This is a genomic window from Bradyrhizobium sp. UFLA06-06 (assembly GCF_054820065.1).
In genome coordinates this window covers 93,778-117,301 of sequence record NZ_JADFUD010000019.1, presented here as the reverse complement: position 1 = coordinate 117,301, position 23,524 = coordinate 93,778, and the positions used below count along the sequence as shown (strand labels likewise).

The window sequence follows — 23,524 nt, the reverse complement described above, 5'->3', positions numbered from 1 at the left end:
GCTCTAGACGGTGCACAGGGCCGGCCAGCGGGCGGGCGATCGGGCCGAGATGATGTCTGCAAGTGACTTGATCCATCAGCTGAAATGGGCGGCCGACGGGCTCGCGGTGCCGCTGTTCAGGTTGCGGCCGCGGCCGTTCGGCCCGGGCTATCAGACGGTCAAGCGCGATACCATCACCGCAGCGATCGATGCGGGCCTGCTTCAGGCAGGAAAGGAGCTTCCGCCCGGCTACGGCGTCGCGATGGACGAGCGCGTGGTGGAATATCCCTGGGCCTATGCCCGATTGAACAATGTCGGCAAGATGCTGGACGCGGGATCGACCTTCAACCACGATTTCCTGCTGCAGCGTCCGCCGCTGCGCGGCGCGGATCTCACCATCATGACGCTGGCACCGGAGAAGCGGTGCTATTGGCATGACGGCTACTCCTATGTGTTCGGCGATCTCCGCAAGACGATGTTCGGCGATCAGGTCTTCGACACCGTCGCCAGCATTTCAACGATCGAGCACATCGGCCTCGACAATCAGATGCTGTACACCGGCGATCCGCGCGACGCCGAGACCGATCGCGACGGCTTTGTGCCGGCGGTGCGCGAGTTCAAGCGCATTCTCAAGCCTGGCGGGACCTGCTTGATCTCGGTGCCGTTCGGCAAGCGCGACAATCTCGGTTGGTATCAGGTGTTCGATCTCGCCATGATCGAGCGCATCATCGAGGCATTCGGCGCGACATCCCATCATGTCGATTATTTCGGCTATTCGCGGCAGGGCTGGTCGCGCCAGAGCGCCGAGGCGCTCGCCGACGCGACCGTTTTCGACATCCATACCGGCAAAGGGCAGGGCAATGACCTTGCGGCGTCGTCGCGCGCCGTCGCGTGCCTGCAGTTGACGGCATGAATGTCGATTACCTGATCCAGCGTCTGATCGGTCGCGCGACTTGCCGCCTGCAGCCGGACGCGGCGCTCGGCCGCTATGCCAGGATCAGAAACATTCGCGGCGATTCCGACAAGATCGTCGTGGGCCGCAATAGCCGCATCCTGGGCGAGCTTTTGACCTTCGCGCATGGTGGCGAGATCAAGATCGGCGAATGGTGCTACGTCGGAGAAGGAACCCGGATCTGGTCGGCGGCCTCGATCGAGATCGGCAACCGCGTCCTAATCTCGCATTCGGCGAATGTTTTCGACAATCTCACGCACCCGCTGCGGGCGGCCGAGCGGCACAAACAGGTCCAGCAGATTTTCACGCGCGGGCATCCGAACGATATCTCGCTTGATGAGAGTCCGGTTAGAATCTGCGATGATGCCTGGATCGGCGCGGGTGCGATGGTCTTGCGCGGCGTGACGGTGGGCCAGGGCGCTATCGTCGCGGCCGGCGCGGTCGTGACCAGGGATGTCGCGGCGTTTTCGATCGTGGCGGGCAATCCGGCCGTATTGGTGAGGGAGCTTGGGCCCGATGAACGGTGAGCGCAAGTTTACCACCTGGGAGGACGCGGTGGTCTGGCTGCGCAATCAGCCGGACCAGCGCCAGCTTGTGCTCGATGCATTCTACGACGATCCGCTGGCCGGCGCTGCCGAACGCTATTTCCGGAGCTCCGAGTGGCAGGCGGTCGCTTCGCTGCTGGCCGGCCGGTCCGGCACCGCGCTCGACGTTGGCGCCGGCCGCGGCATTGCGAGTTACGCGCTCGCCCGAACCGGCTTTGCCGTGACGGCGCTCGAGCCGGATCCCAGCGCGATCGTGGGAGCGGCGGCGATCCGCGATCTGGTAGGGCAGACGCAACTGCCGATCCGGGTGGTCGAAGAGTTTTCCGAGCGGCTGCCGTTCGCCGACGCGGCGTTCGATCTCGTCTTCGCCCGCGCCGTGCTGCACCACACGCGCGATCTCGAGGGCGCATGCCGGGAGATGTTTCGCGTGCTGCGGCCCGGCGGCATGCTGATCGCGGCGCGCGAGCATGTCATCAGCAAGGAGGCGGACCTTCCCCGGTTCCTCGCGCAGCATCCGTTGCATCATCTTTACGGGGGCGAGCATGCCTTCCTGCTCGATCGCTACACCGGCGCGCTGACCGCCGCAGGCTTTTCCGCGATCGACACGCTGGCGCCGCTGCAAAGCCCGATTAACCTGTTTCCCTATACGCTGGAGACCCTGAAATCGGCGATCGTGACCAGGTTGACGCAAAAGGTTCCGGTGGCGCCGCTGTGGCGAACCGCGTTTGCGTCACGCCTTGTGTTCGGCTCGCTGCTGTCGATGGCCGAGCGTTTCGACAATCGACCGGGCCGGCTCTACTCTTTTGTCTGTCACAAGGCCTGAGCGATGATCGTCTGGGTCACAGGCGCGAACGGGTTCATCGGCCGCCATCTCGTGCATGAGCTGGCGGCAGCGGGCCATGCGGTGCATGGCGTCGGGCATGGTGCGCTCGATGCAGCGGAAGCCCGGCGGCTTGGTTTGCAGAGCTGGATCAACGGTGAAATCGACGCGGCCAATCTCAACGCGCTTGCCACAGCCCACGGGCTGCCGGCGCAGATCTTTCATCTGGCTGGCGGATCGTCGGTCGGCATCTCGATCGAGCGGCCGTTCGAGGACTTTTCGCGGACCGTGGCGAGCACCGCGCGGCTGCTCGAATGGCTGCGCGGATCGGCGCCGAACTGCGCCGTGATCGCGGCGTCAAGCGCGGCCGTCTATGGGGCCGACCATGTCGGCCCGATCGCTGAAAGCGCAATCGCAACGCCGATGTCGCCCTATGGGCAGCACAAGTTGATGATGGAGCAATTGTGCGGGAGCTACGCGCAGTCGTTTGGCATCCGCTGCGCGATCGTGCGGCTGTTCTCGGTCTATGGACCCAATTTGCGCAAGCAGCTGCTCTGGGACATCTGCTCGCGGCTGGCGGCCAAGGAGCAGGTGCTCACGCTTGGCGGGACCGGCAACGAAATCCGCGACTGGACCGACGTGCGCGATGTCGCAAGGCTGCTCGCAAGCGTCGCGGCGCCGTCGCCGCAGGCGGCTTTCCGGGTCATCAATGGCGGGTCGGGTCGCGGGACCAGCGTTGCCGATATCGCAGCCGGTCTCATCCGGCAGTGGGGCAGCAACACGGTTGTGCGACACTCGGGCGTAAGCCGGCCCGGCGATCCCGTGAGCCTGTTGGCCGACGATGCCGTGCTGCGCCAGATCGGGTTCGATTGGCGCATTCCGCTCGATCAAGGCCTTGCCGATTACGTGGCCTGGTTCAAGGGGCAGGCTTCGTGACGCCCCGCCCATTGCGGTTCGCGTTCAGTCACATTTCGCGACGGCTTTGGGCCGGCGGCTACAATTATCAGCGCAATCTGTTCGCGGCGCTTGCCAGGTTTCTGCCCGGCGAATTCGTTCCGATCGTCTTTGCCGGGACCAGGGCCGAGGAGAATGAGCTCGCGGAGCTTGCCGCAATACCGGGTGTCGAGGTCGTTCGATCGGAAGCATTCGATGGACAGCCAGGGTTGGCCGCGGCACTCGGGCTTGGTCTCGATCGCGGAGCCGCGGCGGCGTTTCGAGACGCCGGGATTGATGTCGTCGTCGAATCGGCACGTTTCTTTGGTTGGCGGCTCGCGCGTCCGGCGGTGGCATGGATTCCGGATCTGCAGCACCGCTCTCTGCCGCAACTGTTTCCAGCGACGGCACGCTGGCGCCGCGAGCTTGGCTTTCGCATGCAAATCGCCTCGGGCCGAACCATCATGCTGAGCAGCGAGAGCGCGCTGCGTGATTTCAAGGCCTACTATCCAGGCGCAAGAAACAAGGTCTGCGTGGTTCGCTTCGCGACCCAGCCGCCGGCCGCGTTCCTGAACACCGACCCGTCGGACGTGATCGCGGCATATGATCTGCCTGCGAACTATTTCTACCTGCCCAATCAGTTCTATCGCCACAAGAACCACCAGCTCGTCGTCGACGCCTTGACGATCCTGAAGGGGCGGGCGGTCGACGTGGTGATCTGTGCATCCGGCAGCAAGGAAGATCGGCGCGAGCCGGGCTATTATGATCTGGTCAACTCCGAGATCCAGAAGCGCGGCCTTGAAGCGCACTTCCGCCACCTTGGCGTTATCCCGCTGCCGCATGTCTACGCGCTGCTGCGCGCCTCAACCGCACTGATCAACCCATCGCGCTTCGAGGGCTGGAGCACGACCGTCGAGGAGGCGAAGTCGTTTGGCGTTCCGATGATCCTGTCTGACATCGACGTGCATCGGGAGCAGACCGCCGGTAGCGCCCGCTATTTCGGCGTCGACGATCCGGTCGCGTTGGCGGACCACCTGATGCAGGCCGCGCAGGACGCTCACGGGCCCATCATACGGAACGTCGTCCCGCACCAGGACGACAACGTCAGCGCGTTCGCAGCGAGTTTTGCGGCGACAATGCGACAGGCCGCAGGTCGGGAGCGTGGTGAACAGATCGGAAGATAGACGTTAGTCAGCTCGCGCGAGCGCTCCTTCACCCGGTGAGGTTGACGTTCATCGCGTGAACGGGTTAGAGGTGAGCTCAGGCGCCGGATGGGATTTCAAGCCATAGCGGCTCGAATGCGTTTCCCGTCGCATTGTCCAAGAAACCCAAGCGGATATAGGTCAGTCACTCGTGTGCGGCATATTCGGCCTAGTCGCCAAGAACGGGCTCGTTGATGCTGATCAAGTCGATCGACTGACCGATCTCGTCGCTCACCGCGGTCCGGATGGACGCGGAGTGAGAGTCAATGGCGCGGTCGGGTTAGGGCACCGGCGGTTGGCCATCATCGACTTGACTGACGACGGCGCGCAGCCGATGCGCGATCGACTTCTTCCGATCTGGATCACCTACAACGGTGAGATCTACAACTATCTCGAGCTTCGTACAGAACTCGAAGCGCTCGGTCACGTCTTTCATACCGCCTCCGACACCGAGGTCTTGCTGGCGGCCTATATCCGCTGGGGCGAGAAGTGCCTCGACCGTTTCAACGGCATGTGGTCGTTCGCGATTCACGACGAGCGCGACAATACGCTGTTCTGCGCGCGCGATCGTTTTGGCGTAAAGCCGTTCTACTTCGCAAACACGGCGACGCAGTTCGCCTTCGGCTCGGAAATTCGCCAGCTGCTTCCCTTGATCGGGCGTTCGATCGCGGACGACGATCTCGTCAGGGATTTTCTCGTCTGCGGTTTGAGCGATCACACCAGCCGGACCTTCTTCAAGGGGATCGAGAAGCTGCCGCCCGGACACAAGTTGCGCGTCGACGTGTCGACGGGGCGGATCGAGATCGAGCGCTATTACTCGCTAGCGCCTCGTTTGACCGTGGGGAACGAACAGGATGCGGCCAGGTTACTGGCGGAGCTGCTCGACGACGCGACGCGCCTGCGCCTGCGCTCGGATGTTCGCGTCGGAACCTGCTTGTCGGGAGGTTTGGACAGTTCGAGCGTCGCGACGCTGGCCGCAAGGCACTACGCGTCGTCCTCCAACGGTCGCTTCTTTGCCATCACTGCGGTGAGCGAGCAGGCGGCGAACAACGAGGAAGCCTACGCGGCCGACGTCGTGGAAAAGGCCGAGCTGAACTGGTTGCGCACCAAGCCGAGCTATGAGGATTTCGCATCGACCGCGGAAGCCTTGCTCGAGGTGCAGGAAGAGCCGTTCGCTGGTCCCTCGATCATGATGCAATACGAGGTGATGAAGACGGCGCGCGCGAACGGCGTGATTGTGCTGCTCGATGGTCAGGGGGGCGATGAGACGCTGCTGGGCTATCATCGCTATTATGCGGCGTGGCTCCGCGACCAGCTGGATCGCTCTGGTGTAAGCGGATTTTTTACCGCCTTCCGCGCGGCCACACAGGCTGGCGTTTCGGCTCAACGCTTGCTGATGTACCTGTTTGGCGCCAGCTCGGCGGTGCTAAGGGCCACATTCTACCGTTGGCGATATGCCTTCCTGAAGAACCCGGACTTGCCGGAGTGTCTTCGCCGTTTTGCGCGGGAGACGAGGGACGCGCAGGAAATGCAGGTACTGGAGATCACGGAGACCAATCTGCCGATGCTGCTCCGTTTCGAGGACAAGAACTCGATGCGGTTTGGGATCGAGACGCGATTGCCGTTCCTGGATTACCGATTTGTTGAGTTTGCGTTGAGCTTGCCAACGCGCATCAAGTTGAACAACGGGTGGACGAAGTGGCCGCTCCGTGCAGCCATGCAGGAGGTTCTTCCGACCAGCATCTCCTGGCGCAAGGACAAGATCGGTTTCGCCGCGCCCGATCAGCTATGGCTCAATCGACACTCGCCTGCGATGTATGAAAAGGTGGCCGGCAGCGCACTGCTTGCTCGGTACGCGGACATGGCTGCGGTGAAGAGGAAATTTCACCGGCTCGACCTCGGAATGCGCTGGCGGCTTTATTGCGTGGCGCTTTGGGCTGAACGCTTCGGGGTTGAAGCTCCATGAAGATCTGCATGTTGTCGAGTGTCCATTCGGCCGATGACATTCGAATCGTCGAGAAGGAGGCGCGAAGCCTCTCCGAGGCCGGTCACGACGTGACTGTCGTGGCGCGATCACCCCGTCCGAGCGATCCAGGCCGCATTGAATTCAAGTTGATCGAGGTGCCGCCGGTTGCCCGATGGAAGCGCCCGTGGGTCGTGGGACGAGCGGCGCTCGCGCTTGCCCGCGCGACCGGCGCGGACGTCGTGCAATTTCACGATCCCGAACTGATTCCCTTCGCGCTGCGGCTGAAGAGTCGACGTTGCAAGGTGATCTACGACGTCCACGAGGATGTGCCGGCGGACATCTATTCCAAGAGATGGATTTGGCCCTGGATGCGGCCCGCTGTGGCGCGCGCGATGGAACTGGTGGAGCGGAGCGCCGCGCGCCGTTTTGATGCGATCGTGGCTGCGACGCCGGCCATTGCCGATCGCTTTCGCGTCTATGGTGCGGCCGTCACGCTGGTGCGAAACACCGTGCGACTGGGCGAATTCATCGAGCCGACGCCGACGACGAGGCGCCGGCGGCAGGCGGTTTACGTGGGCCGGACGAGTTTCGATCGCGGGTTGGTCGAAATGGTGGAGGCATGTGCCGCGGTGCGTTTGCCGCTCGTGCTCGCCGGGAGCATCGGCCGCGAAGAAGAAGCCTGGCTCGAGAAATCTTCCGCCGACGTATCATACCGGGGCAGGCTCGGGCGGGGCGAGATAGCGGCGCTGCTGAACGAAAGTCTCATCGGTCTCAATCTGCTGTTGCCCGAACCGAATTATTTGCTGTCACTTCCAACCAAGCTTTTTGAATACATGGCCGCCGGGCTGCCCGTCATTTCAAGTGACCTGCCAAAATCAAAGGAGATCGTCGAGGCGGCGGGGTGCGGATTCGTCGTGTCGCTCAACGATCGCGCGGCGTTGCTGAACAGCCTGTCCATGCTCGCGGATGACCCAGAAGGGGCGATCCGATTGGGGCTGGCGGGACGGGCGGCGGTCGCCGGGAATTTCAATTGGCAGCATGACGCGCTGGAGCTCAACGAACTCTACCGACGATTTGCCTCGCTCGGAGCGGTGGCATGAACATCTGGCTGCTGCATCCCTTTGCAGGAGGTCCGGGCCTGGGGCGCCACTATCGTCCGTTCTGGCTTGCCGACGCCTGGAAACACATGGGGCATCGGGTGCTGGTGGTCAGCGCCGCCTTCCATCATCTGCACAGGCAGCCGCGCGTTCCGGGGCCGCAGCGGATCAACGACGTCGACTTCTGGTTTCTGGATACACCGCGTTATGCCGGCGGCAGCCTGGGGCGGCTTCGGAACAACCTGAGCTTTGGGCCGGCCTTCCGCTCGGCAGCGTCTGCAATCGCCGCGCAGTTCGGCAAACCGGATCTGATGATTGCGTCGAGCCCGCATTTGTTCTTCATCTCGGCGGCAGATCAGATCGCGCGGCAATTCGATGCCAGGTTCTGGCTGGAGGTCCGCGACCTCTGGCCGGAGAGCATCGTGGCGCTTGGAATGACCCCCGCCTGGCATCCGCTGATGAAGGTGCTCGGCTGGAAGGAGCGCTCAGCCTATCGCGCGGCAGATCGCGTGATCTGTCTGTTGGCCGGAGCTGAAGCCCATATGCGCGCGCGTGGCTTGCCGTCTGGTAAGTTCACGTGGATCCCCAACGGAGTGTCCGACGGTGAAATACAGAGCGCGCTGACGATCGAAAATCTGGGTCACCCTCTGATCGATCGCATCAATCTGTTGAAGCGGCAGGGCAGGCGCGTCGTTCTCTACGCCGGCGGCATGGGCCCTCCAAATGCCGTGGAGGCCATTCTCGACGCGGCTTCCATCCTCGGCAAAGCAAACCCCGAGATCCATTTCGTGATGATCGGTTCAGGCACCTCGAGGGAGGCGTTGAGACAGCGGGCGGCCACGCTAGCCAATGTGGAGTTTCACGATGAAGTCGATCGATCGGTCGTGCACGGCATGCTGCATGCCTCCGATTGCGCCGTCGTGGCCTTCCACAACAACGCGCTCTATCACCATGGCATCAGCCCGAACAAACTCTTCGACTACTGCCTGTTTGCCCCGCGGAGCGTCATCGCGTGCGAGGGCAGGGCGCTCGCGGGGCTTGAAGAGCTGGTGACGTCTCGATGTGCACCGGATGATCCGCCAGCGCTCGCCAAGTCCCTGGTCGTAGCGCTGAATGGCCCGGAGCGTTCGCGGGGCGATCGGATCGCCGCAGCCCGGCAGTACAGTTACTCGGTGCTGGCAGCGCGGTACTTAACGCCATTGGATGACCACGCCTGACATTTGGTGGGGACGAGATGTCGGTTCATCCGATAAATTCTTTTTAAAAACAATGACTTGATCTGTTCATCGCGTGAACGATTTGGCTTGACGTTCATCGCATGAACGCGCTAATGCACGCCTTGCAGGAATTGGCGCATGGCAAACACACTCCCGACGGACGACAGAGACAGCGACCGACTTGTGCTCGGTCTGCTCACCTCCGTTGAAATCGACGGGGCGCGCTCGCAGCGGCGCATCGCGGCGGAACTCGGAATCGCGCTTGGCTTGGTCAATGCCTATTTGAGGCGCGCCATCAAGAAGGGGTTCGTCAAGGTTGGCCAGGCGCCGGCCCGTCGATATGCCTATTATCTCACGCCCCAGGGCTTTTCCGAAAAATCAAGGCTCACCGTTGAGTTCCTCTCTTCGTCGTTTTCGCTCTTTCGAAGAGCCAAGGAAGAGTATTCGCGCGTGTTCGATCGCGCTCAGGTGCTGGGCTTCAAGCGAATTGTTTTTGCCGGGAAATCCGATCTTTGCGAAATAGCCATCTTGTGCGCCGTGGACAGCCCGGTGTCCATCGTTGCCGTTGTCGATGCCGATGAAGCCGCGTCACACTTCTTCGGGATCGAAGTGGTGCCGTCCTATGCCGAAGTGGCCGAGCCGTTCGACGCGGTCGTCGTTACACATCTCAACAAGGCCAGGGATGTGTTCGATCAGGCTGTCGATATGTTCGGGCCGGAAAGAGTATTGACGCCGGACCTGCTGGGGTTGCGTCCGCCTGGCGTGCAGAGAGTGGAATGATGGCAACGGAAGCGCAGCTCGGCCTCAGCTGGTATGTCGTGCAGACGCACGTCAATGCCGAAGTGAAGGCGGCGGCCAATCTGGTCCGCCAGGGATTTGGTGTCTATCTTCCGCGCTACCAAAAGCGCCGCAGTCACGCACGCCGGGTCGACGTCGTCGCGCGGCCGCTGTTTCCGCGCTATCTGTTTGTCGCCATCGATCTCGCAACGCAGAGGTGGCGCGCTATTCAATCGACACTCGGTGTTTCCCATCTGGTCTGCTTGCATGGCAGGCCGGCGTCGGTGGAGAACGCCGTGGTCGGGGCGTTGAAGGCGCGTGAGGACGAAGCCGGTTTCATCGCGCTCTCGCGTCGGTCTCCCTTTGCGCCCGGAGACAAGGTGCGGATCACCGAGGGGGCGTTCGCTGATAGTCTCGCGCTGGTGGAAGGCGTCAGCGATCATGAGCGTGTCGCGGTCTTGCTCGACCTGTTGGGGCGCAAGGTGCGTGTGATGGTCGGCGCCAATCTGATTGCCGCGGCCTGACGGCGTCTGCCGTCGGCAGGCGTGGTGGTAGAGAAATCCGGCTCGGGGTGGTGCTCGATTCACCCCGAGTGCGGTAGCTTGGAAAAATTGAACTTCGTTGGGAGGCGTGAGAAGCCAGATGCATTCGTTTGCGTTGATAGGAGCAGCCGGTTACGTGGCGCCGCGTCACATGCGGGCGATACACGCGGTAGGCGGAGATCTGAAGATCGCCTACGATCCAAATGACTCAGTCGGCATTCTGGATAGTTATTTTCCCAATGCCCACTTTTTTACCGAGTTCGAACGATTTGACCGCCACGTCGATAAGCTGCGGCGGCGCGGCGAGAAAATCGACTACGCGTCGATCTGCTCACCCAATCATCTGCATGATGCGCATTGCCGGTTCGCCCTGCGATCAGGAGCCGACGCAATTTGCGAGAAGCCGCTGGTTCTGAATCCATGGAACATCGACGGTCTCGCCGAGATAGAGCAGGATACCGGCCGGCGCATCTCAACCATCCTGCAGCTGAGGCTTCATCCCGCCATCATCAACCTGCGGGAGAAGTTCGGGACGAGCAACAAGCGCCACAAGGTGGAGCTCACTTATATCGCCTCACGAGGCCGCTGGTATTACACATCCTGGAAAGGCGAGGATGCCAAGTCGGGAGGGGTCGCCACCAATATCGGTGTGCACTTCTTTGACATGCTGAGCTTCGTGTTCGGTTCGGTCAAGCGCAATGAGGCGCATCTGCGCCAGCGCGAGCGAGCGGCCGGATTCCTCGAATGCGAGCGGGCAGACATCAGCTGGTTTCTGTCGGTGGACAGCAATGATCTGCCGTCTGATGTGCAAGGCAAGAAGACGACCTTCCGCTCGATCACCGTTGATGGTGAGGAGGTCGAGTTCTCGGAGGGCTTCACGGATCTCCATACGCGGAGCTACCAGGAGATTCTGGCAGGGCGCGGTTTCGGCCTTGACGACGTGCGGGCTTCGATCGACATCGTGTCTGCCTTCCGCCAGGCACCATTGACCACCGGGCATGAATGGCAGCATCCGTCCGCGCGTGGGGCGTCGACCAAATGAGCGAGATGAAGGATGATCCCCGATTTCCGGGCGTGCTGATCCACGCATCCAGCTACGTGGACGATGGCGTGATCATCGGGCGAGGTACCAAGATCTGGCACTTCTGCCACGTGCTTCCCGGCACCGTAATCGGTCAGAATTGTTCGATCGGACAAAATGTCATGATCGGGCCGCGCGTAAAGATCGGCGCCGGGTGCAAGATTCAGAATAATGTGTCGCTCTACGACGGTGTCGAACTCGCAGACGACGTGTTTTGCGGTCCGAGCTGCGTGTTCACCAACGTCAACAATCCGCGTGCCGATGTGTCGCGCAAGGACGAGTTTCGAAGCACACCCGTCGGGCGCGGCGCCAGCATCGGTGCCAACGCCACTATCGTGTGCGGCCATTCGCTCGGCGAATACTGCTTCATCGGCGCCGGCTCTGTCGTGACGAAGAATGTGCCGGCATTCGCCTTGATGATTGGCAATCCGGCGCGACGGGCCGGCTGGATGAGCCGAAGCGGAGAGCGGCTGGGCGCAGATCTGGTCTGTCCGCGAACCGGCGAGAAATACAAGCTCGACTCGTCAGGAGCGCTCAGCGCTGACGCCGGCTAGCGTCGTGCAATTCGAGGAAGTCGATCGACGGGGCAGACCAAGGCCCAAGGAGCTTCTTCTCCACCGCATCGATGAAGCTGATGGAAAATGAAATACTCATCAAATCTGAATGTTTTTCGACTTCTTTCGATCTACGGAGCGCGCGTTATCGAGGGGGTGGCTCACGACGTCCGCCAGCGTTATCTTGGATCAGTGGTCGGCATTGGTTGGGCAGTCCTTCTGCCCGCGATGCAGCTAAGCATCTACGCCGGATTGTATGCCTTCGTATTCAAGGTCCGCCCCAGCGGTCTCAATGAGTGGGGCTACATCCTGCTGGTCTTCTCCGGGCTCGTTCCGATCATGGCCTTCAACGAAGCGCTCACGAGCTCAATTTCCTCGGTCTCTGCAAACAAGAATCTGCTGCTCAACACCGTGTTTCCCGCGGAGTTGATCCCGCTGCGATCCGTGGTGGCGGCGCACTTCCCTCATCTGTTCGGTCTCGCAATCACGCTCTGCCTGGGCTTCGTTCTTGGGCGAACTGATTGGAAGGCCATCGTGCTCGTTCCCGTGTGCTGGCTCCTCCTGTTGATGTTTGCGACTGGAATTGGATGGATACTTTCGCTTGTCTCGTTGATTGCGAAAGACATTCAGCAGGTCATCGGACTGGTTCTTATGGTCATGATGATCATCAGTCCGTTCGCCTATACTCCGGAGATGGTTCCGGGGGTCATGAAGCCGCTGCTTCTCCTGAATCCACTTTCCTACTTCGTGCTGACGTTTCAGCAGCTCATCTGCTACGGCAACTGGCCCGACCCCCGCATTTTCGGCGGCGCAGCTCTGATAGCGATCACGAGCTTTATGGTGGGATATTCGTTCTTCCAGCGCGCAAAGGGTGTGTTCTTTGACTACGCTTGAGCAGTTCGCGATCAAGTTCGAAGCGGTTTCCAAGATCTACAAGCTCTATGGAAGTCAAGGCGACCAGCTGGTCGACGTTCTTGGCCTGCAGCGCTTCGGATTTCGAACCCGCCAACAGCCGAAGATTTTTCCTGCGCTCAGCGACATTTCCATCGCGGTGCCGCGTGGCCACAGGATCGGGATCATCGGGCGGAACGGGGCGGGAAAGACCACGCTGTTGAAGCTGGTCTGCGGAAATTTCTCGCCGACACATGGATCGGTGTCGGTGAACGGGGAAGTTCAGGCGCTGATGGCCGCGGGCCTCGGGTTTCATCCGGAACATACCGGGCGGGAAAACGTCGAAGCGTCATTGCAGTACAACGGCCTTCGCAAGGACGAGTATCGGGACGCAGTCGAGGGAATCATCGAGTTCTGCGAGCTCGGCGACTTCTTCGATCAGCCGATCAAGACCTATTCGTTGGGCATGCTGGCGCGCCTGATGTTTGCCGCCGCAACCGCGATCCGGCCGGAGATATTGATCGTCGATGAAGTCCTCGGCGCTGGGGATGCTTACTTCGTCGCAAAATCGAAGGCCAGGGTGGAGGCCCTGGTGCGAAGTGGCTGCACGATGCTGCTTGTTTCCCACTCAATGCCGCAGGTACTCGAGCTGTGCAGCGAAGTGATCTGGCTTCACGAGGGCAAGATCCGCATGCAGGGGGATGCCTTCGCAGTGGTGAAGGCCTATGAGGAGTTCGTGCACGGAGGGGGCGATCAGCGCTTTCAGGCGCCCGTGGTTTCGTCTGCCGCCGGCGACGATGGCGCAGCGGCAGGGGCTGCTGGTTCAGTGTCGCTGCCAGCGCGATCAGAAAAGCCCGCGGATGGCAAAACAACATTTGATCGAGAGGTCTTGTTGCAGGAGCCGCATTTCGCTCCACACGCGACGGCAGCTGTTTTTCCGGCGATCGAGCCGCCCCGGGATTTCAAGTTCGTCGCGCGTGGTGGGCTATCGAGATGGGCATCAAGCGGCGATTTGAAGCTGTCCGGATTTACGATGGTCACGGAGCGCGGAGAGACCAACAGATTGATGGCGCTGGCGCCGGCCAAGCTGGTGCTGAATGTGGTTGCCTACGTGGATGGGGACTTTGAGTGCCGATACGGCATCGTCGTGCTCGACTATTTGGGAGCATGCCGGGCAAAGCTCATAAGTCCCCCCGACAAGTTTTCCGCGACGAAAGGACAAGAACGCTGCGTGGAAATGCTGTTTAATCCAGTGCAGCTCGGGCCGGGTGAATACGTTGTAAGCCTCAGTATCCATGGGGCCGATCACCTGGCAAAATTCAACGGCACCGTGCGTCACGACTTGTTGTCGCGAAGCTTCGATCTGATCGTTGAGGTTCAGGAATCTCTGGTTGACGTTTCCGCGGACTTCTTTCATTCGGCGGAGTGGCAGTTCGCTCCCGATCAGGACTCGGGTTCGAGCTTGAATCCGGAGGCTCGGCATTTGCTGGATACCGAGATTCGATGACAGGTCGAGTGATGCGGGTTCTGGTAGCCTATTCGGCTGCCGCGAATGTTGTCCCAACAACATTGGAATACCTTACTGCGCTGAAGGACCTTCCCGGCTGCGAAGTCCAGTTCGTGCATTGCACGGACGATGCACGGCTGAATTTTGACATCAATGAATTCGATGTCCTGATCAACAGCTACAGTGCGCGGCTCTGTTTTGATTGGTACTTGAACCCCGATTACGTGCGAGCCGTTCTGTCGTTTCGTGGCCTGAAGATCGCAATAGCGCAGGACGAGTACGATCGGACAGGTGTGCTGCGGAGTGCGATCAGGCGCCTCGGCTTTCACGTTCTGCTTACAAGCGTTCAGAAGGAATTCTGGCCGCTTGTGTACCCCGCGATGCAGCTGCCGGGTGTTGCTTTGAGGCAGGTGCTGACGGGATACGCGCCGGCCGCACATCCGGATCGCCGGATCAAGCCGCTGGCTGAGCGACCTTTTCCGATCGGTTATCGCGGCCGTCAAATCGGCGCGAGGTACGGACGGCTCGGCTTTGAGAAATTCGAGATTGGCCGCTACATGGCCGCGCTTTGCGATGAGTTGGGCCAGCCGCACAACATCAGGACTGATGAAGCCAGTCGAATCTACGGCGAGGACTGGTTCAACTTTATCGGTGACTGCCGAGCTATGCTTGGCAGCGAGAGCGGAAGCAACGCCTTCGATTTCGACCAGGAGCTCGAGCGGGAGATTGAGCGATTCCGTGCCCTGCATGGCCGTGCGCCTGAATATCCAGAGCTGGCTGACTTCCTGGCGCCTTTCGAGCAGCCATTTGATACCGGACAGGTCTCTCCGCGTGTGTTCGAATGCGCTGCGATGATGACGCCAATGATTCTCTTTCGAGGACGCTATTCCGATGCGATCGTCCCGGATGTTCACTACATCCCGTTGGAGAAAGATTTCTCGAACGCCCGCGATGTTCTGGCACAGCTTGACAATCTTGAGTCCCTGCAGGGCTATGTGGAACGAGCTCACGAACATCTGATTGCATCTGGTAACTACAGCTACCGTGCGCTCACTTCGGTGATCGCGTCCGCGATTGAAGAGCTTTATCCAAGCGTCGTCACAGATCCCGAAAGGCAACATTGGCAGTCGGTTGCGCAGCCGTGGCGATCTCCCCATGATCCGCAGGATCCCTACACGGTCGCATTGTCGGAGGTGCCCACCGACGTACCTCAGTTGTCAGCCTATCTGTCTGCCAAGCAGGACCATCTAAGGCAGCTGCTCGAACCGAGGAGCGAGCCGCAAAATGATGCTGTGCCTCAAGCCGCGGATGATGTTCCGCTGGCCGAAGATGATGCTCGTCAGGTGGCGGAGCCGGTCGAGCCGGATATGAGTCCGGTTGGGCCTATCGGGAAAATGTGGAGAGCGGTGCCTGGGAGGGTCAGAAGCCGGGTCAGTCCGCTATTGGCATGGTTGGCGAGATAATTTCTCTGATTGCCACCGGCAAACGCCGAAAGGCGCTCATGTCCGAGCCGTATGGGCTTCGTTGGCGTCGAGGTGAGTGTTGATCTCGTGGCCGGTAATTTCGCTGAAGGACCAACCAAAGTGACACGGCAGGCGTTTGACGTTTTGGTTCTCTACGTCAATTCGGTAGGAGCTTAGATCAATGTTGAGGCGAATAGGAGCATCTTTGGCGAACAAGTTTAAGGGCGGCCGCACGGTGCTTGCGGCTGCGACCTCGCCTCACACCGAGGCCGATCCCTCTTCTGAATCTTACTGGAGCGACTTCAACGTCACGCTCCATAAGAAATTCTCTTCGCCGGCGGAGTCTCTCGACTATATGCATTGGCGAAACGACCAATATGTCGACTACATCAAGTTTCTGCCGGTTTCGTCTCACGATGGCGAGGTGATCGTCGATTACGGCTGCGGTCCCGGTCACGACCTAGTTGGGTTTCTAACGTATTCCCGCCCTGCAGCCGTGTATGGCATGGACATTTCCCGCCCGTCGCTGGCGGAGTCGGCGGATCGCCTGCGCGTTCACGGGTATGATTGCAAGCTTATCCACGTATCCGAAACTGACGATCGCATCCCTCTTGATGATGGAACGGTTGATTATGTGCACTGTTCCGGAGTGCTCAATCACGTCCCGAGCCCGGAGAAAATTCTGAAGGAGTTTCGGCGAATCCTGAAGCCGTCGGGATACGCGCGGTTGATGGTCTACAATCGCAACAGCATCTGGGTTCATCTGTTCGTTTCTCACGTCTTGCCGGCGAGCGACGCAAAATATCGCGGTCTTTCGCGTGAGGAAGCCTTCAGGCGATCTACCGATACTTTCGACTGTCCGATAAGCCGAAATTGGACGACGCAAGAGATGAATGAGCTTGCGCGCATTTCGGGGTTCAGTGCCAAGCACATCGGGAATGCGGTTTCCATCTTCGAAATGTCGTTGCTGCCGCAGCGGTTCACGCCGATGATGGATCGATCCTTCGACGCTGAAAGTCGTCAGTTTCTCTCGAGGCTGGAATTTGATGCCAGAGGTGTGCCGTATGTCGACGGACAGGCCGCCGGAATTGACGGCTGCTACGAGCTTCGGAAAGTGGAATGACATACTCCGTGTACTCGAAGACACTTTCCATTGCTCGTTGCGGTAGTCGCGCGAGTGGGCCGAGTGTCCTGACTCAGATGTCGTATCGCTGATGTGCGGCATATTCGGCGTGTTCGATCGCGGTGGATTCCGCATGCCACCGAGGGATCTCCTCAAGGGGTTGTCCGTTGCTGCGCACCGTGGTCCTGACGGAGAGGGGGCCGTCTGGTTCGATACGCGACAGGGCAGGGGGAAAGTCATTCCCGACGGTGATTTGTCTGCAAATGGAGATGAGGCCAATCTCCTTCTTGCGCACCGGAGGCTCGCCATCATCGACCTGTCGGACTCCGGCCATCAGCCGATGGCGTCCGATGACGGGCGACTCTGGATCACCTACAACGGCGAAATTTATAACTATCTTGAACTGCGCGCCGAACTGGAGGGGCGCGGGGCTATATTCCGCTCTCATTCCGACACGGAAGTCATTCTTCGAGCCTATGAGGCATGGGGACCTGATGCTTTCACCCGCTTCGTCGGAATGTGGGCGCTCGCAATCCTCGATCTTCGCCAACGTCACCTGATTCTGTCGCGCGATCGTTTCGGGATCAAGCCGCTTCACTATGCTGCGGTCGGCGACCGCTTTGCGTTTGGTTCGGAGATCAAGCAACTGCTTGAAGTCCCGTGGGTGCCACGGACGCTCAACACCCGAGCGGTGTACGATTATCTTCAGTACGAGATTTCAGACGTCAGTGACGAGACGTTTTTTGCCGGTATCAGCAAGCTCCGTCCTGGAAGGACGCTCGTATTGCCCCTGGACCAGGGCGGGCTGGACGAGCGGCGGTACTACACCCCCGCCGCGGGTCCCGTGCTCGAGGGCATTTCGCCGGAAGAGGCGGCCCGACGATTCCGCGAACTGCTTCGCGAAAGCGTTCGCATCCATCTACGCGCCGATGTGCCGGTGGGTACCTGTCTTTCGGGCGGACTGGACAGCGGCGCCATTGCGGTGCTGATGCGGGATATTTCACAAGAATCGCAATTGCCGGTCGAGAGGCACGCGTTTAGCTGCCACTTCGACATCGCCGTAGCGAATGAGTTGGAATTCACCCGGCAGAACATGGCTGCAGCCGAGGTGCAGCCGCATTTCATTGAGCCGGGCGACAGGGACATTGAGGCGGACCTGCAAGCTCTCATATGGCATCAGGACGAGCCCTTTGGGTCGACCTCCATCTTCGCGCAGTGGTCGGTGTTTCGCTTGATACGTGATAGGGGCGTGAAAGTGGTGCTCGACGGGCAGGGGTCGGACGAGATGCTCGGAGGCTACGCGAGCACTGTACCGCACTTCTTCCTGGAGATGGCTGCGAAGGGGCGATTCCTGAAGGTATTGCTTGAGAGCTGGCAGTGGTCCCGCATGCAAGGAACACCTTGGCATACGACTCTTCCATGGAGCCGGCTGCGCGGGATATTCGCCGCCCTGGCTGGCGAGAAATCGCCACCAGCGAGCGCGCCTCAGCTCCCCTGGATGCGGGCGGATTTCGAACGAGCATGTGCTGACGCATCGCGGACCAGATTGCAGTCTTTTGAGACCAAGTGGGACGCCAAGGCGCCATTCGCGAGCGTGCTTCGCCGCTTCTTCTTCGAGAGCAACCTGCCGGCGCTGCTGCGCTTCGAGGATCGAAACTCGATGGCTTTCTCGGTTGAATCCAGGGTGCCGTTTCTCGATCATCGTTTGGTTGATTTTGCATTTGCGCTTCCGTCTGACATCAAATTCCGCGGCGGCTACGCGAAGCGTGTGCTGCGTGACGCGATGGATGGAATTTTGCCGGAACCTGTCAGGATGCGCGCTCGAAAGATGGGCTTCGCAACGCCGGAGCTGCACTGGCAGACAACCGTGTTGAGTCCTCTCATCTCGGATGCCGTAAACTCGGATGCTCTTGCCGATTTCATCGACCGCGACGGCGCCCGCGCCGCTTTCTCGAATATCAAGGAAGCTGGCCGTCTCGACTTTTTGCCTTGGCGTTGGCTCAATCTCTATATGTGGCGGAAGCAGTTCAATGTCTGATCGCTCTCACGTATTTTCGTTTCTTGTATCGTGGAAGCCTGGACTCCCGAACTGCCTGATTGCTGGGTGAAGAATCGGATGAAGGACGTGGACCGCAGGCCCGTTGTTGTTTCGCTAACGCCGCTGCCATTGTCGGCTGACAGCCGGACGCTCAAACAAGTCACCTCTGTGCATCGGTTTGGATTCAGATCGATTGTCATCGAGGGGGCGCCGAGCCGCCTTGCCGATGAGCCAATCCCGTTCGAGATCATTTCGATCGGCGCCCGCGCTCAGCCTCAAACGTCCACTGATTCTGCGCCAGTCGCGGCCGAAGCGGTCGCAGCTCCACCCCCCGTGGCTGAGGAGAAATTAGCTGCCGCTGCTCCAGATCCCGTTGGAATTCAGGATATCAAGAGCCTGTCGATACTGCAGCGATGGCCTATTGGCCGGCTTGCCCTTCGTATTCCAGGCTTGAGGCGTGTCGCGCGCGCCCTGCAGCGCAACCTTCTTCGAGCGCTTGTTTCCCTGAATGGAGGCAAGCAACTCCAACAGCGTCCCTCTATCGCGCAGATCATTTTCGCTCTTCCCTACGCGATGATCCTGCTTGCCAGGGAAGTCGTGGGGTGGTTGCCCACTCGAATTCTTCCTGCTGGAATCTCCCAATCACTCCGTGCTGCTGCCATCAACCCTCTGGCCTTCGCTAACTATCTCGCGACATACCTTGATCAACACGTCTTTAAGGTCCTTTCCGTCACTCCTCGTGCCGATCTCTACTATCTTCACTCATTCTATCAATTTCCTGCGGTTTTCCTGCTCTGCCTTCGGTATCGAGCCAGGATGATCTACGACGCACATGATTTCTATCAGCATCAAAAGGAAGACCCCACTGTCTCTTCCTATTGGAAGAAGTGGGTGATTCCGTTCGAAGGCGCGATTGAGGCCGCATGTATCCGGTTCGCCTCCGACGTCGTGACGGTGAATGAGGGTATCGCAGCCTTGATGCGCGAACGGTTTGGGTGCGAGCCGGTGATCCTGCGCAACGCGCATGATTTCCGGTTGGATCGTCAAGTTCCCCGGACAATCCGCGACGCGATTGGTCTCGCGCCGGAAGCGTTCCTCGTCGTGTTTATCGGAAACTATAAGTCGGGCATGACCCTCGAAGGCGCCTTCGACGCCTTGGTATCCCTGCCGAAGCACGTTCATCTCGCATTCCTGGGCGGACGCTATCCCGATTGCAACGACGCGCTAGCGACGCGTGGCCTGGAAGGCCGCGTGCACTTCGTTCCGCCCGTGCTGCCACAGGAAATCGTCCCCGTCGCTGCGTCAGCCGACGTCGCGGTCCTGCTCTATTTCAAGAGGACTATCCAATATCCCAACATCCTGCCGAACGGCTTCTTTCAGTCGGTGGCGGCAGGGTTGCCGCTGGTTTATCCCGATCTCGAGCAGATCCGACGCGTTGCCGAGCGCCACAAGCTTGGAATCATGGCCAATGCGCAGGATGCCAACGAGATCAGATCAGCGCTCCAGCTGCTGGTCGAGAATGACGAAGTTCGCGAGACCTTTCGGGAAAATGTTCGGGTAAGCCGTCAGGAGCTTTGCTGGGCGTATGAGGAGCGAACGCTCGAGCCGCTTCTTAATCGACATCTCAGCAAGTCGGCTCCAAATGTGTCGCGCATTGAAGACAAAGTTGCGCACTGACTGAGAAGTAACAAGGTGACAAAGAAGAAAGTTCTTTTCCTCGACCAAAACGGAACCGGGAAGGTCGTCCTGACGGCTGCGACGGTGCTGCGTGGTGTTTTTGGCGTAAAGGCAGGTGCTCAGCCTCCCGGCCCGCTCCAGCGCAGTGCACTGGTACGCAACCTCTATGCGCATTTGTATGACTTTAACCAGCGCCTCTCATACGTTAGGGACTGGCGCGATGCGTTTTGCCGGTCTCCCAAGCTCGATGTAACGGTTTGCGACATCAACAACCTGGTCGATCTTGGACGCCATCTGCTGCGCATTCGATCTTACGATCTCATCATCGTGTCTCATGTCGCGGCCGGCGACGACCTGTCGCTGATTAGCCGAGCGGCTCCATTCCTGGCCCGCCGCGCTTGTCCCATCATAGTATTCCTTGGCAACGAGTATGATCTGCTCGATCAGAAGCTCGAGTTTTGCCGGGAGGTGAAAGCCGAATTCCTCTGCAGTCAGCTTCCCATTGCGGCGGCCGAATATCTCTATGGCGAGTTGGAAGGAACGCGCATCCTTGCGACGCCGCACGCGCTCAATCCTTCCGTATATTCACCGCAGCCTGATGCGCGTCGTGATATCGACGTGGGGTTTGTCGGTGACATCTATTGGCCCTTTGTTGGAGATCGAGAACGAACCGATCTGATTGGGTATTTTGAAAAGCACGGCGAGGAGCTGGGCATTCGATGTGACATTCGAGGTGGCCGCTCGTCGCGAATGCCGCGCGACGATTGGGCTGTCTTCCTCAATCGCTGCCGCACCTTGATCGGCGCGGAATCTGGGACCTATTACCTCAATGAAAAAGGCGCGCTTCTCGATCGCGCCAGAACCTACAACCTGAAGCAGAACCAGGATGCCAGCTTCGAGGAAGTGTTCGAGAAGTTCTTTATTGGCGTCCCCCGCGGCGTGTCGGGCAAGAGCATCTCGTCAAGGCACTTCGAAGCGATTGGTACCAAGACCTGCCAAGTCCTGATCGAAGGAGGCTATAACGGCATTCTCAGGGCCAACGAGCACTATATCCCCGTGCGGTCCGACCTGTCGAACGTCGACGAGGCTGTCCGTGCGCTCCGGGACGAGACGCATTGCCGCGAGATTGCGGAACGTGCCTATGATTTGGCGATGTCCGGGCACACCTACGATCATCGCGTGGCCGACATTTTGGCACGCGCTCTTTAGCCAATGGGCAGATAATTCAAGATGTGCGGAATCGCGGGAATCCTGAATTTTGATCGGCAAAGGCCGGTTGATCGCGAACTGGTCGTGGCGATGACAAGAGCTGTCGCCCATCGAGGTCCGGACGCCGAGGGCATATGGGTGAACGGCCCTGTGGGGCTGGGTCACCGTCGCCTTTCGATCATCGACCTCTCGGTGGCCGCCGAACAGCCGATGGTTTCCGACGACGGACAGGTCCGCATTGTCTACAACGGCGAAGTCTACAACTTCGTCGAGCTGAGGCGCGAACTGCAAAAGAGAGGCTATGCCTTCCGAACCTCGTCCGATACCGAGGTTATTTTGCAAGCCTATCGATGCTACGGCGTGGACTTCCTGACGCGGTTGCGAGGCATGTTCGCGCTGGCGATCTGGGATGCCGGGCAAAGGACGCTGCTGCTCGCACGCGACCGGATCGGGATCAAGCCGCTCTACTATCATGTTGGCCAGGACGCCGTATCGTTCGCATCGGAGTTGAAGTCACTTCTGGCGGACCCGCGCACGCCGCGCGAGGTCGATCAGGCGGCGCTGGCGGACTTCCTTCATCTCCTCAGCATTCCGGATCCGCAATCAATTCTGAAGGGAATTCGGCGGCTCGAGGCCGGTCACGTGCTTATCGTTCGCGGACGTGATGTGCAGGACCGCGAGTACTGGAGCGTTCCCTTGCCGGCCGCTCCGCGCGCTCTTTCGCTCGCCGACGCTTGCGCTGAATTCGATGAGCGTTTTGGAGGCGCCGTTCGAAGCCATCTTGTCGCGGATGTACCGGTGGGCGCTTTCCTCAGCGGTGGGGTCGACTCGAGTTCGGTCGTCGCCTTGGTCGGGCCGCAGGCCAGCGCCGGCATGCGAACCTTTTCTGTCGTGTTTCGTGGGGATGAGGTTTTCGACGAGGGACCTTATGCCAGGGCCGTGGCGGAGCGCTATGGTACCGCGCACCGGGAGATAGACCTCGGCGCGGAGGCGGGCGACTTTCTTCCCGCGATGGCCTGGCACTGCGATGAACCCTTTGCCGTGTCATCGGCGCTCGGGATCTACTTTCTGGCCAAAGCGGCGAGGGACGACGGAATCAAGGTCGTTCTGACGGGCGACGGCGGTGACGAGGTGTTTGCCGGATACGCTTGGAGGCACCAAGACTTCGTCCCGCTGCGCGGGCAAAAATACGGCCCCCTGCAGCGGATTCTCGCTCGGACTGGAGCCATCGGCAATCGAATTGCTCCGGGACACCGGTTGTGGCGCGCAATGAGCAGGGATCAGCGAGAGTCGGGGCGCTATATCGACAGTTATGCGTGCTTCCGGGACATGGATCTCGTGGATTTTGTGCACCCTGATCTCTGGCCTCATCTAAAGGAAGCGTGGTCGAACAATATCACGGCCCAACACTACGATGCGACGATCGGTCAGCCGGAGCTGACGCGCAAGCTCTACACCGATATGAAGTCATCGCTGATCAGCGAGATGCTGACCAAGGTCGATAGGCTCACAATGGCCGCTGGCGTTGAGGCGCGCGTTCCATTTCTGGATCACGAGCTGGTCGAATGGGCATTCTCATTGCCAGGCGATCTCAAGATCAAGGGAAGCGAGGGCAAATTGATCGTGAAGAAAGCCATGGAGTCGCATCTGCCAACCGACATTCTCTACCGCCCCAAGGCAGGCTTCAATCTGCCGCTTGGCAAGTGGCTGCGGACTGGGTTGAAGGACATGGTCTATGACCTGCTTTCGCCAGCAAGCGTCGCGCGCAGGGGATATTTCAGACCCGATGTTGTCTCGACAATGGTGGATCGTCACATGAAAGGCGGCGACGATATCGGCAACCGGCTGTTCGTGCTGCTCATGCTCGAGCTTTGGCACCGGCAAGTTCTTGATCCCGGCCATTCTGCAATGACCGTCGGTTCGGCGGCTTAGCGGGACGAAGGTGGCAGCT

The 23,524-nt window shown here is 60.0% G+C and carries 20 protein-coding genes; all 20 read left to right on the top strand.

All coding sequences use genetic code 11. The annotated features are described in order from the left end of the window. The first annotated feature begins 49 nt into the window (after positions 1-49). The 20 genes from IF803_RS18390 to asnB (IF803_RS18295) all read left to right on the top strand — a co-directional run bounded on the left by IF803_RS18390 (position 50) and on the right by asnB (IF803_RS18295) (position 23,505). Positions 50-892 carry a methyltransferase domain-containing protein gene (locus IF803_RS18390; RefSeq protein WP_304496248.1) on the top strand — a complete coding sequence of 281 codons (843 nt, stop codon included), beginning with the start codon at positions 50-52 and terminating at the stop codon, positions 890-892. Continuing rightward, positions 889-1,458 (top strand): acyltransferase, encoded by a 570-nt coding sequence (locus IF803_RS18385; RefSeq protein WP_461193023.1) that lies wholly within the window; start codon positions 889-891, stop codon positions 1,456-1,458. The genes IF803_RS18390 and IF803_RS18385 overlap by 4 nt, the downstream gene beginning before the upstream one ends. Then, on the top strand, positions 1,448-2,299 hold the full coding sequence (locus tag IF803_RS18380) for a class I SAM-dependent methyltransferase (protein WP_461193022.1): 852 nt from the start codon (positions 1,448-1,450) through the stop codon (positions 2,297-2,299). Before IF803_RS18385 ends, IF803_RS18380 begins: the two co-directional genes overlap by 11 nt. Before the next feature lie 3 nt (positions 2,300-2,302). Further along, on the top strand, positions 2,303-3,232 hold the full coding sequence (locus tag IF803_RS18375; RefSeq protein ID WP_461193021.1) for an NAD-dependent epimerase/dehydratase family protein: 930 nt from the start codon (positions 2,303-2,305) through the stop codon (positions 3,230-3,232). Positions 3,233-3,459: 227 nt separating this feature from the next. Continuing rightward, entirely contained in the window at positions 3,460-4,413 is a 954-nt protein-coding gene (locus IF803_RS18370) for a glycosyltransferase family 4 protein (protein ID WP_461193020.1), read from the top strand. 169 nt (positions 4,414-4,582) lie between these two features. After that, positions 4,583-6,397 carry an asparagine synthase (glutamine-hydrolyzing) gene (gene asnB, locus IF803_RS18365; RefSeq protein ID WP_196238211.1) on the top strand — a complete coding sequence of 605 codons (1,815 nt, stop codon included), beginning with the start codon at positions 4,583-4,585 and terminating at the stop codon, positions 6,395-6,397. Beyond that, positions 6,394-7,497, top strand: coding sequence for a glycosyltransferase family 4 protein (locus IF803_RS18360; protein WP_461193019.1), 1,104 nt, complete (start codon positions 6,394-6,396; stop codon positions 7,495-7,497). Before asnB (IF803_RS18365) ends, IF803_RS18360 begins: the two co-directional genes overlap by 4 nt. Continuing rightward, complete coding sequence (locus tag IF803_RS18355; protein WP_461193018.1) at positions 7,494-8,711, top strand: glycosyltransferase family 4 protein; 1,218 nt, start codon at positions 7,494-7,496, stop codon at positions 8,709-8,711. Before IF803_RS18360 ends, IF803_RS18355 begins: the two co-directional genes overlap by 4 nt. Positions 8,712-8,849: 138 nt before the next feature. Then, positions 8,850-9,491 carry a winged helix-turn-helix transcriptional regulator gene (locus IF803_RS18350; protein ID WP_028343100.1) on the top strand — a complete coding sequence of 214 codons (642 nt, stop codon included), beginning with the start codon at positions 8,850-8,852 and terminating at the stop codon, positions 9,489-9,491. Then, positions 9,488-10,012: a transcription termination/antitermination protein NusG gene (gene nusG, locus IF803_RS18345; protein ID WP_028343099.1), complete on the top strand. Its 525-nt coding sequence runs from the start codon at positions 9,488-9,490 to the stop codon at positions 10,010-10,012. Before IF803_RS18350 ends, nusG begins: the two co-directional genes overlap by 4 nt. A 118-nt stretch (positions 10,013-10,130) precedes the next feature. Next, positions 10,131-11,072 carry a Gfo/Idh/MocA family oxidoreductase gene (locus tag IF803_RS18340; RefSeq protein WP_461193017.1) on the top strand — a complete coding sequence of 314 codons (942 nt, stop codon included), beginning with the start codon at positions 10,131-10,133 and terminating at the stop codon, positions 11,070-11,072. Further along, on the top strand, positions 11,069-11,665 hold the full coding sequence (locus IF803_RS18335) for an acyltransferase (protein WP_080686884.1): 597 nt from the start codon (positions 11,069-11,071) through the stop codon (positions 11,663-11,665). The genes IF803_RS18340 and IF803_RS18335 overlap by 4 nt, the downstream gene beginning before the upstream one ends. 87 nt (positions 11,666-11,752) lie before the next feature. After that, positions 11,753-12,559: an ABC transporter permease gene (locus IF803_RS18330; RefSeq protein ID WP_080686883.1), complete on the top strand. Its 807-nt coding sequence runs from the start codon at positions 11,753-11,755 to the stop codon at positions 12,557-12,559. After that, positions 12,546-14,063: an ABC transporter ATP-binding protein gene (locus IF803_RS18325; protein ID WP_461193016.1), complete on the top strand. Its 1,518-nt coding sequence runs from the start codon at positions 12,546-12,548 to the stop codon at positions 14,061-14,063. Before IF803_RS18330 ends, IF803_RS18325 begins: the two co-directional genes overlap by 14 nt. Beyond that, positions 14,060-15,526, top strand: a complete 1,467-nt coding sequence (locus tag IF803_RS18320) for a hypothetical protein (protein ID WP_461193015.1) — start codon at positions 14,060-14,062, stop codon at positions 15,524-15,526. The genes IF803_RS18325 and IF803_RS18320 overlap by 4 nt, the downstream gene beginning before the upstream one ends. Positions 15,527-15,731: 205 nt before the next feature. After that, a complete protein-coding gene (locus tag IF803_RS18315) occupies positions 15,732-16,649 on the top strand; it encodes a class I SAM-dependent methyltransferase (protein WP_304496239.1) in 918 nt (305 codons plus the stop codon). A 91-nt stretch (positions 16,650-16,740) separates the two neighbouring features. After that, positions 16,741-18,687, top strand: coding sequence for an asparagine synthase (glutamine-hydrolyzing) (gene asnB, locus IF803_RS18310; RefSeq protein ID WP_028343093.1), 1,947 nt, complete (start codon positions 16,741-16,743; stop codon positions 18,685-18,687). 78 nt (positions 18,688-18,765) lie between these two features. Next, a complete protein-coding gene (locus tag IF803_RS18305) occupies positions 18,766-20,364 on the top strand; it encodes a glycosyltransferase (RefSeq protein WP_461193014.1) in 1,599 nt (532 codons plus the stop codon). Positions 20,365-20,379: 15 nt separating this feature from the next. Continuing rightward, positions 20,380-21,573, top strand: a complete 1,194-nt coding sequence (locus tag IF803_RS18300) for a glycosyltransferase family protein (protein ID WP_155258680.1) — start codon at positions 20,380-20,382, stop codon at positions 21,571-21,573. 21 nt (positions 21,574-21,594) lie between these two features. Then, on the top strand, positions 21,595-23,505 hold the full coding sequence (gene asnB, locus IF803_RS18295) for an asparagine synthase (glutamine-hydrolyzing) (protein ID WP_461193013.1): 1,911 nt from the start codon (positions 21,595-21,597) through the stop codon (positions 23,503-23,505). The last annotated feature ends 19 nt before the right edge of the window (positions 23,506-23,524 follow it).

Coding starts and splice junctions, on each gene's coding strand:
- IF803_RS18385 (WP_461193023.1), top strand. CDS start 889: ATGAATGTCGATTACCTGATCCAGCGTCTGATCGGTCGCGCGACTTGC.
- IF803_RS18305 (WP_461193014.1), top strand. CDS start 18,766: ATGAAGGACGTGGACCGCAGGCCCGTTGTTGTTTCGCTAACGCCGCTG.
- IF803_RS18355 (WP_461193018.1), top strand. CDS start 7,494: ATGAACATCTGGCTGCTGCATCCCTTTGCAGGAGGTCCGGGCCTGGGG.
- IF803_RS18380 (WP_461193022.1), top strand. CDS start 1,448: ATGAACGGTGAGCGCAAGTTTACCACCTGGGAGGACGCGGTGGTCTGG.
- IF803_RS18390 (WP_304496248.1), top strand. CDS start 50: ATGATGTCTGCAAGTGACTTGATCCATCAGCTGAAATGGGCGGCCGAC.
- IF803_RS18350 (WP_028343100.1), top strand. CDS start 8,850: ATGGCAAACACACTCCCGACGGACGACAGAGACAGCGACCGACTTGTG.
- IF803_RS18360 (WP_461193019.1), top strand. CDS start 6,394: ATGAAGATCTGCATGTTGTCGAGTGTCCATTCGGCCGATGACATTCGA.
- IF803_RS18330 (WP_080686883.1), top strand. CDS start 11,753: ATGAAATACTCATCAAATCTGAATGTTTTTCGACTTCTTTCGATCTAC.
- asnB (WP_461193013.1), top strand. CDS start 21,595: ATGTGCGGAATCGCGGGAATCCTGAATTTTGATCGGCAAAGGCCGGTT.
- IF803_RS18340 (WP_461193017.1), top strand. CDS start 10,131: ATGCATTCGTTTGCGTTGATAGGAGCAGCCGGTTACGTGGCGCCGCGT.
- IF803_RS18375 (WP_461193021.1), top strand. CDS start 2,303: ATGATCGTCTGGGTCACAGGCGCGAACGGGTTCATCGGCCGCCATCTC.
- IF803_RS18320 (WP_461193015.1), top strand. CDS start 14,060: ATGACAGGTCGAGTGATGCGGGTTCTGGTAGCCTATTCGGCTGCCGCG.
- nusG (WP_028343099.1), top strand. CDS start 9,488: ATGATGGCAACGGAAGCGCAGCTCGGCCTCAGCTGGTATGTCGTGCAG.
- asnB (WP_028343093.1), top strand. CDS start 16,741: ATGTGCGGCATATTCGGCGTGTTCGATCGCGGTGGATTCCGCATGCCA.
- IF803_RS18335 (WP_080686884.1), top strand. CDS start 11,069: ATGAGCGAGATGAAGGATGATCCCCGATTTCCGGGCGTGCTGATCCAC.